Annotated in this window: 8 protein-coding genes; 5 read left to right on the top strand and 3 right to left on the bottom strand. The window is 67.8% G+C overall.

The features are described 5' to 3' along the window. Nucleotides 1-1,362 (bottom strand): hypothetical protein (locus ACE5C1_RS15400; RefSeq protein ID WP_374944952.1); only part of this gene is annotated, 1,362 nt, incomplete at its 3' end. A 397-nt stretch (nt 1,363-1,759) separates the two neighbouring features. Between ACE5C1_RS15400 and ACE5C1_RS15395 the strand changes: the two genes are divergently transcribed. The 4 genes from ACE5C1_RS15395 to ACE5C1_RS15380 are packed head-to-tail and all read left to right on the top strand — an operon-like array spanning nt 1,760 to nt 6,496. After that, nucleotides 1,760-3,859 carry a type VI secretion system Vgr family protein gene (locus ACE5C1_RS15395; RefSeq protein ID WP_374944951.1) on the top strand — a complete coding sequence of 700 codons (2,100 nt, stop codon included), beginning with the start codon at nt 1,760-1,762 and terminating at the stop codon, nt 3,857-3,859. Nucleotides 3,860-3,906: 47 nt separating this feature from the next. Next, nucleotides 3,907-4,494 (top strand): hypothetical protein, encoded by a 588-nt coding sequence (locus ACE5C1_RS15390; RefSeq protein ID WP_374944950.1) that lies wholly within the window; start codon nt 3,907-3,909, stop codon nt 4,492-4,494. Further along, nucleotides 4,491-6,203 carry a type VI secretion system-associated FHA domain protein TagH gene (gene tagH / locus ACE5C1_RS15385; RefSeq protein WP_374944949.1) on the top strand — a complete coding sequence of 571 codons (1,713 nt, stop codon included), beginning with the start codon at nt 4,491-4,493 and terminating at the stop codon, nt 6,201-6,203. Before ACE5C1_RS15390 ends, tagH begins: the two co-directional genes overlap by 4 nt. A gap of 5 nt (nt 6,204-6,208) precedes the next feature. Beyond that, nucleotides 6,209-6,496 (top strand): PAAR domain-containing protein, encoded by a 288-nt coding sequence (locus ACE5C1_RS15380; RefSeq protein ID WP_374944948.1) that lies wholly within the window; start codon nt 6,209-6,211, stop codon nt 6,494-6,496. Nucleotides 6,497-6,521: 25 nt separating this feature from the next. On the opposite strand, the gene ACE5C1_RS15375 is transcribed toward ACE5C1_RS15380, so the two are convergent. Continuing rightward, nucleotides 6,522-6,821, bottom strand: a complete 300-nt coding sequence (locus tag ACE5C1_RS15375) for a metal-sensitive transcriptional regulator (RefSeq protein ID WP_374944947.1) — start codon at nt 6,819-6,821, stop codon at nt 6,522-6,524. Between the two features lie 170 nt (nt 6,822-6,991). Here ACE5C1_RS15375 and ACE5C1_RS15370 point away from each other — a divergent pair, with 170 nt between their 5' ends. Continuing rightward, a complete protein-coding gene (locus tag ACE5C1_RS15370) occupies nt 6,992-8,287 on the top strand; it encodes a hypothetical protein (protein ID WP_374944946.1) in 1,296 nt (431 codons plus the stop codon). Nucleotides 8,288-8,356: 69 nt separating this feature from the next. Here ACE5C1_RS15370 and ACE5C1_RS15365 read toward each other — a convergent pair whose 3' ends face one another. Next, complete coding sequence (locus ACE5C1_RS15365) at nt 8,357-8,491, bottom strand: hypothetical protein (protein WP_374944953.1); 135 nt, start codon at nt 8,489-8,491, stop codon at nt 8,357-8,359. Between the last annotated feature and the right edge of the window lie 6 nt (nt 8,492-8,497).

Here is an 8,497-nt window from a genome sequence, read left to right as displayed (position 1 = left end):
GCGTGCCTCCGAATGCCAGCCGACGAAACGGTCGCCGCTGTTGCCGCCCGGATCGTAGCCCAGCCCGACCGTCAGATTGCCCAGCGCCTGCTCGTCGAAATTGAGCAGCGGATTGTTCGCCCATTGGCCGAGCACGGTCTGGGCGACGCTGAACATCCGGGTGACTCGGCCCAGGGCGCTCGCGGTGCCGCGGATGATCGTCGCCTTGGGATCGCCCTCGAACCGTGAAGGCGCATAGTTGGAACTGGTCACCTGCCCGCGCTTGGTCGCATCGAAGATGTCGAGTCCCTTGCGGAATTCGATCGATCCGCCGATCGAATAGGCGTCGAGCCCGTCGAGCCGCCGCTGATTCGTGCGCGCGTCGATCCGGGCGTAGATGACTCTCAGCCGGTCGAGATTCAGCGGCGAGAAGCCGGTCGGGTCATAGATGCGGATCTGCTGCTCGATCGCCTCCACACCAAGCGACGCCGCAAGATTGTGGCGGACCGAGCGCACGACCGGCTGGGTAATGTCGAAGCCGCCGATGATCGAGCGGGAGCGCAGGTCGAGAACGCCGATGTCCGGCCGCGACCAGGCATAGGTCAGCCGCGGACCGGCAGACAGCCCGCTGCCGTTGAGAATCGCTCGGTAGCCGATCTGCGCGACCTGCTGCTCCTGCAGTTGCGCCGTCGTCGATCCACCGATGTAGAGCGTATCGCCCGGCACGATCAGCGCGTTGACGTCGACCCGCGCATATCCGGTCTCGCGGCCCAGCGCCCGGGATCCGTAATTCTGGACGTTGGCAAGGACCGAGACCCGCTGGGTGACGACGTTCAGGTCGCCGATCACATCGCCGGGCGCACCGCCCGCGGGCCTGAGCGCGAGCTGGATGTCGAGCCCCGGCACGTCGCCGGTCAGCAGCAGCAGCCGCTCGGCATCGCGTTCGTTGAGCGGATCGAGCGCGCGCAGCCGCGCGATAGCGCCCGCCAGCACCGCGCGATAGCGCCCCGCCTCGCCGTGCACCCGCACCTCGACGATCCGCGCCAGCACGACGCTGAGCACCAAAATGCCGTCGGTGATCTTCTGCGGCGGCACCTGGACCGAAGCGACGAAGCCCGCACGCGTCAGCGCGGCGTTGGCAGTATCGCGAATCGTGCAGATCGACGCGATCGGCTGCTCGCCGGTTCCCGCAGGGCCGATGCCGGCCAGGACCTTGGCGATCTCCGGCGGCACGCTGTCGCGGCCGACCGCGACGAAGCGCACCGTCTCGATCCGCACCTTGAGCGGCGAGTCGGACAGCGGGCACGGCGGCGTCGGCACCGCGCCGCGCGATTCGACTCGGGTCGAGCCGGTTTGCGCCACCGGCGGCGCAGGTTGCTGCACCTGCTCGCGACTCGGCAGCTGCGGCGCCGGCGCGGGGGCCGGCGTGACTTGCGCGAGGAGACTCGCATGTCCCAGAAGTGCCGCGGTTACTGCCGCGACTCGCGCCGTCCTTGTACCGAACCTACGCACCGCGATTCGCCCCCTCACCCGCGACCGTTCGATCGCCGATTGCCGTCTGTGCCCTACCCCCCTGGCAAGCACAGCGACGAATTGATGCTATCACGGCCGGACAGGGGAATCTTCACAAATTGGCGGAATGGTACGGAACTTCCTTACGTCGGAGGGGTAGACCCGCGCGACCATCTTGCGCGCCGGTGTAGAGCCGCATCATTTTAGCTTGGGAATTCGCGCGCGGATATGAGAAGACTCCGCGCGAACGGCGGGGACGAGGGTGGAAATGAGCGCGACGGACGGCGCCTATACGCAGGACAATCGCATCGGGCAGCTGTCGACGCAGCTCGGCAAGGACGTCCTGCTGCTCATGGGCATGACCTGCACCGAACGCCTGAGCGAATCGTACACGGTCACCGTCGACGCCTTCAGCCAGAGCGCGCAGCCGGTGCACACGTTGCTCGGCACCGCCATCGGCGTGAAGTACGAAGCGGCGGGCGATTCCAACGTCAATCGCGCGTTTGCCGGCGTGCTGTGGGAATATAGCGAGCTCGGCGAGGATGAGCGCGGTCACCGCTACCGGCTCACGCTGCGCCCGCAGGCCGCCTTCATGACGCTGAACAAGCGCAACCGCATCTTTCAGAACAAGTCGGTCGTCGACATCGTCAAGTCGCTGCTGATCGGCAATTTCGAGGTCAAGCTGAACGGTGCCTACGATCCGCTCGAATATTGCGTCCAGTATCAGGAGAGCGATTTCGACTTCGCCTCACGGCTGATGGAATTTGAAGGAATCTATTATTATTACGAACACGACGGCACCACCAGCAAGATTGTGTTGGTCGACGACGGCAATGCGCACGTCGACATGGCGCCGGCGACGGCCAAGGTGCTGCCGCGTTCCGACCGGCGCCCTGACGCGCCGATCTGGTCGGTCACCGAACGCCGCAGCCTTGCCCCCACCAAGGTCACTGTAGACGATTACGATTTCGAAGCGCCCACCACCGCGCTGCTGAAGACCAAGGCCGCGGCCAAGGTCGTGGGCGCACCGACCGATCGCGGCAGCCAAAGCGACGAAGGCGCAGGCGGCTCTTGGTCGGGCACCGCCGAGGTCTACGATTTCCCCGCCAAGTTCGGCAGCACGTCAACCGCGACCGGACAGCGCTACAGCGCCAATTGGCTCGACGCGCACCGTCGCCGGATGGCGCGCAGCTTTGCCGACGGCGGACTCTTCGCTGCGGCGGCGGGGCGGCGGCTGACGCTCACCTTCGAAGACGCGACGACCACCGAATATCTCATTGTCGGCACGTCGCACGATTACGTCGCGCCGGGGTACGAGAGCGGCGAGGGCGAGGAAACCTTTCTCTGCTCGCTCGAACTGATGCCCGCGGCGGATCAATACCGCCCTGCGCACGTCACGCCGCGCCCGCGCATCCTGGGGCCGCAGACCGCGATCGTCGTCGGCCCCTCGGGCGAGGAAATCTATACCGACAAATACGGCCGCATCAAGGTCCAGTTCTTCTGGGACCGCGAAGGCAAGAAGGACGAGAACAGCAGCTGCTTCATCCGCGTGCTGCAATCCACCGCCGGGCAAAGCTGGGGCAGCTTCTCTCTGCCGCGGATCGGGCAGGAGGTCGTCGTCGAGTTCCTCGATGGCGATCCCGACCGTCCGATCGTGACGGGCGCGGTCTACAACGCCAGCAATACGACGCCGGTGGCGCTGCCCGACAATAAAACCCAGTTCGGCCTCAGAACCCGCATCACCAAGGGCGGCGGCGGCTTCAGCCATTATTGGTTCGAGGACAAGAAGGGCGAGGAAGTCGTCTGGTTTCGCGCCGAACGCGACTACAAGGCGCATATCGTCAACAAGGACGAGGAGCGCCAGTACGACAAGGGCAGCCGCACGACGCTGTTCAAGGAGGGCAACGACGAGCTGACGATCAGCAAGGGCACGCGCACCGAGACGATCCAGAGCCACGACAAGAAGACGATCAAGGAAGGCGACCTGACCGACGTGGTCGAGCTGGGCAGTGAAATTCACACGGTGAAGACCGGCAAGCGCACCACGACGATCAACGACGACGAGACGCTGGAGGTGAAGATGGGCAACCGTTCCACCACCATCAAGATGGGCAACGAATCGCTCAAGGTCTCGCTCGGCAACGTCGATATCAAGGTCGATCTGGGCAAGCATGCGACCGAGGCGATGCAGTCGATCGAGCTGACCTGCGGCCCCTCCAAGTTCAAGATGGATCCGATGTCGATCAGCCTGGAGGCGATGACGATCAAGCTCGATGCCAAGTTGATGCTGCAGACCAAGGGGCTGATGGTCCAGCAGGAGGCAAGCGCGATCCACATCGTCAAGGGCGGCCTGGTCATGATCAACTAGACGGCGATGCGTGAGGACCGGGTGACGGCGCAATTGGGGACACGAGCATGACCGACGACTTGGCGATCGCGCTGCCACGCGCCTGGCCGCGGGTGAAATGGACCCGCGCCGCGCAGGTCGCGCCGTTGCTCGGCGATTCGGTGGAAATGGCGGCGATCGCAGGACTCGCACCATCAGCCGCGTTCGCGGTGCTGCGCGCCGACGATCCGATGGCGGCCACGCGATTCATGGCGCAATGCCTGCCGCGGGTCGATGCCGCGCGCTGGGTCGCGGCGTGCCTCGACGCCGCCGATCAGTCTCCGCCCCCGGCGCGTGCGGTCGCGGCCAAGGCGGTCCGGCGCTGGGTCGCCAGCCCGTCGGATGACGCGCGCCGCCTGGCGTTCGAGGCGGGCGGGATCGCGGGATGGGACACGATGGAGGGCATGGCGTGCCTGGCGATCTTCCTGTCGGGCGGATCGATGGCGCCGCCCGAGCAGGAGGTGCCGGTCAACCCACCCGCGGGCGCCTTCGGTCAGGCCGCGGCCGGCGCGGTCCTGCTCGCCGCGCATGCCGACGGCGTGCCTGCGTTCGCGAGCAAGATCGCCGCCATGCTCGATACCGCGGATCGGATCGCGGCCGGAGACTATCGCGCATGATGCTGCGCCTCAGCATGGAGAACGTACCCTCGCTGGCGTCGGGCGATCCGATCGAGGTGAGCCTGGCCGAGCACGGGCTGGTCATCGGCCGCGCCGCGCACGCCGACTGGACGCTGCCCGATCCCGCCAACCACGTCAGTTCGATACACTGCGAGGTTGATTTCCGCGACGGCCGCTATTTCCTCACCGATCGCAGCACCAACGGCACCTTCATCAACGGCGCGGGCGAACGCTTGGCCAAGCCGGTGCAGTTGCGCGACGGCGACCTGCTCCAGATCGGCCATTACCAGGTCCGCGTCGAGGAGGTCCCCGATGGCAGCGGCGCCGACCCCGGCTTCGGCGGTGCGGGCACCGCATCGGCGTTCGGCGGCGGCATCGATTGGCACAACGGCGCCGGCGCCGCGGCCAAACCCGTCAGCGTCACCAAATTCGGGCGCGAGGCGGCACGGCCGCTGTTCCAGAGCTCGCAGGATCCGCTGATGGCGGCGTTCGCGCCGCCCAATGCCGCCGCCGCGCGCGCCGATCCGTTCGGGCTGACGGCACCGGGCGCGCCGGCAGCGCCCGACCCTTTCGGGATTTCTGCGGCACCGGCGGCACCGGACCCGTTCGGCACGCCACGTGCGCCCGATCCGTTCGGCGCGGCACCGGCTGCCGACCCGTTCGGCGTGACCCCGCAGCCACGCCAGGCACCCCTACCCAGCAGACCCGATCCGTTCGGCGTCGCCGCGCCCGCGCCGCCGCCACCCCCGGCAGCCGACCCGTTCGGCGTGTCTCCCGGTCCTGCGCCCGCTCCCGCCGCCGACCCGTTCGGCGCGATGCCGCAATCGCCGCCGGCTGCGGACCCGTTCGGCATGGCGAGCGCGCCTGCGCCCGTCGCTGCACCGCTTTCCGCCCCCGTGGGTGGCGATCCCTGGTCGATGCTCAGCGGCGCCGGAGCCGTCGCCTTCGCCACGGTCGCGCCGCCGCCGCCACCCGCGCCCGCGCCCGCGCCGCCGCCGACCGCCCCCGAACCTGTCGCCGTTACGCCTCCCCAACCGGCCGCGGCAGAGCCGCCGCCGCCGGTCGCCGCCCCTTCGCCTGCTTCGACGCCATCGGCAGCACCCGCCGACACCGCAGGCGAAGGCCTCTACGCGCGCCTCCTCGCCGCCAGCGGACTCAGCCGCCACGACATGGGCGCGCGCACCCCCGATGCGGTCGTCGACACGATCGGCCAGCTCCTCCGCCAGACCGCGGATGGATTGTTCAAGCTGCTGGAGGCACGCACCCGCGTCCGCCACCAGTTCGGCGTCGGCGCGCAGGTGACGACATTCCAGCGCGCGGGCAACAACCCGCTGAAATGGACGCGCTCGCCCGAACAGGCGCTCAAACAGATGATCGGCGAACCCGGCGCCGGGTTCCTGGAGGGCACGCAGTCCGTCCGCGGCGCCTTCGAGGACCTGCAGGCGCACGAAATGGCGATGATGGCGGCGATGCAGGAGGCGATGCAGGAAACGATCAAGCGCTTCGCCCCCGATTCGATCCGCACCCGGATCAGCGCGCGCGGCTGGCTGAAATCGGTCCTCCCCGGCAGCCGCGAAGCGACCTTATGGCGCGCCTACGAGTCCGAATTCAGCGCCTTCGCCGACGAAAGCGAAGCCGCCTACCTCGATCTCTTCGCCAAGCAGTTCAAGAAGGCGTACGAACGCATCGTCAGCAACACGGAAGGCTGAGCCTCATGCCCCCCGCCTCGCGCATCACCGACATGCACGTCTGCCCGATGGTGACCGGCATCGTCCCCCACGTCGGCGGCCCGATCGCGCTGGGCTGCTTCACCGTCCTGACCGGCATGCTCCCGCAAGCGCGTGCGACCGACATGGCGGTGTGCGTCGGCCCCCCCGACATGATCGCCAAGGGGTCGATGACCGTCCTCGTCCAGAACCTGCCCGCCGCGCGCATCGGCGACCTGACCGCGCATGGCGGCACGATCGTGCTGGGGCTGCCGACGGTCATCATCGGCGGCTAGAGACAGTCTTCAGGCTGCCGCTCGCCTATTTCAGCGCGCGCCGCAGCAATTCGGTCAGCTCCTCCATCTTTTCGCGTTGCAGCGCCGGATCGCCCAAGGCGACCGCACTCGCCACGCAGGCACTCGCATGATCATCGAGGATGTCGCGCTCCACCCGGGCGAGCGCGGCACGTGTGGCTTGAAGCTGCGTCAGGATATCGACGCAATAGCGTCCATTCTCGATCATCGCCGCAACGCCGCGCACCTGTCCCTCGATCCTGCGCAGCCGCGCAAGCTGACGCGTGTGACTGGCGTGGGCAGGCGGCAAAGTATCGTCCTGTGGCATGGCACCCGTTTACCCCCCGGGGGTATGTTGACACAACCGGCGTCTTGCCGCGATGAAGGCCAATGCAGACTGTCCGGTCCCGTCGCGCGATCCCGCGCAGCCTTCTCCTGCTGGCCTCGGTCGCATGGTCCGGCACCCTGGCAGCGCAGGATCACCAACATATGCCGGGCATGGCCATGCCCGGCGCGCCGACCCGGCCCGCCCCTACGCCGCAGGCCGGCAGTGCCGATCCGGCGGCGATGCCCGGCATGGACACGGCCCCGGGCGATCACGGCACGATGCGGATGCCCGCGGCCTTCGGTCCCCATCCGATGGCCCGCGAAGCATCGGGCACCGCGTGGCAGCCGGACGCCAGCCCGATGCAGGGCGTCATGCGGATGGCCGGCGATTGGACCTTGATGGGCCAGGCGCTGCTCAACGGCGTCTACGACACCCAGAGCGGCCCGCGCGGCGACGATCGCCTGTTCGCATCGGGCATGGTCATGGGCATGGCGACGGCCAAGCTGTCGTCGCGCGACACGGTGGCGTTCCGCGCGATGCTGTCGCCCGATCCATTGATGGGCAAGCGCGGCTACCCGCTGCTGCTCGCAGCCGGGGAGACCGCCGACGGACGCACTCAGCTGATCGACCGGCAACACCCGCACGACCTGTTCATGGAGCTGTCCGCCTCCTACAGCCGGCGCATCGGCGAGAACGCATCGGTGTTCGTCTATGGCGGGCTGCCCGGCGAGCCGGCGTTCGGGCCGGGATCGTTCATGCACCGGCTGTCGATCATGGACTCGCCCGAGGCGCCGGTCACCCACCATTGGTTCGATTCCACCCACATCACCTTCGGCGTGCTGACCGCAGGCGTGACGAAGGGCGACGTGAAGATCGAAGCATCCCGCTTCAAGGGCCGCGAACCCGACCAGAACCGCTACGACATCGAGACGCCCCGATTCGATTCGACCGCCGTTCGGGCGAGCTGGAATCCCACGCGCACGCTGGCGCTGCAAGCGTCCTGGGCACGCTTCGAATCGCCCGAGCAACTCGTCCCCGACGAGGATCAGGAGCGCTGGTCCGCAAGCGCGATCTATACGCGTCCGGTCGGTCGCGGTGGCTTCGTCGCGCTGACCGCGGCCTGGGGACGCAAGACCGAGATCGAGGCGGACGGTCAACGCGGCCACGGGCTTGATGCCTATCTGCTCGAAGCGGCGGTAAAGCCCGACGATCGCTGGACGCTATTCGCGCGCGCCGAACGCATCGACACCGATGAGCTGCTTCCCCTACCCGGCCGCGTTCACGGCCCCGCATTTACCGTCGGCAAGGCCTCGGTCGGCGCCATCCGCGACTTCCGCGTGACTCAGGGCATGAAGGTCGGCATCGGCGCCCTCGTCGCCCGCTCGTTGACGCCCGACGGCCTCGACCCCGCTTATGGCGGCGACCGCACCAGCGGCATGGCGTTCGTGCGGCTGCGGATCGGGTAAGGTTTGTCCCTGGCGAACGAAATCATGATCTTGCCGATCTCCAATCCTTCCCCCGGAGCGTGAGGGAGACTAGGTGGCGTGGACGAATTTGAGCAGGTAGCGGGTGGCTGCGATCTGGATCATGCTGAGGAAGCTCTGGGCGAGCTGGTCGTAGCGGGTGGCGACGGCGCGGTTGATCTTGAGATGACCGAACATGCGCTCGATGCGGTT

This window comes from Sphingomonas sp. (genome assembly GCF_964263785.1).
Taxonomy (GTDB): domain Bacteria; phylum Pseudomonadota; class Alphaproteobacteria; order Sphingomonadales; family Sphingomonadaceae; genus Sphingomonas.
The sequence above is the reverse complement of the archived record's forward strand: the minus strand, read 5'-3'. Positions and strand labels throughout refer to the sequence as shown.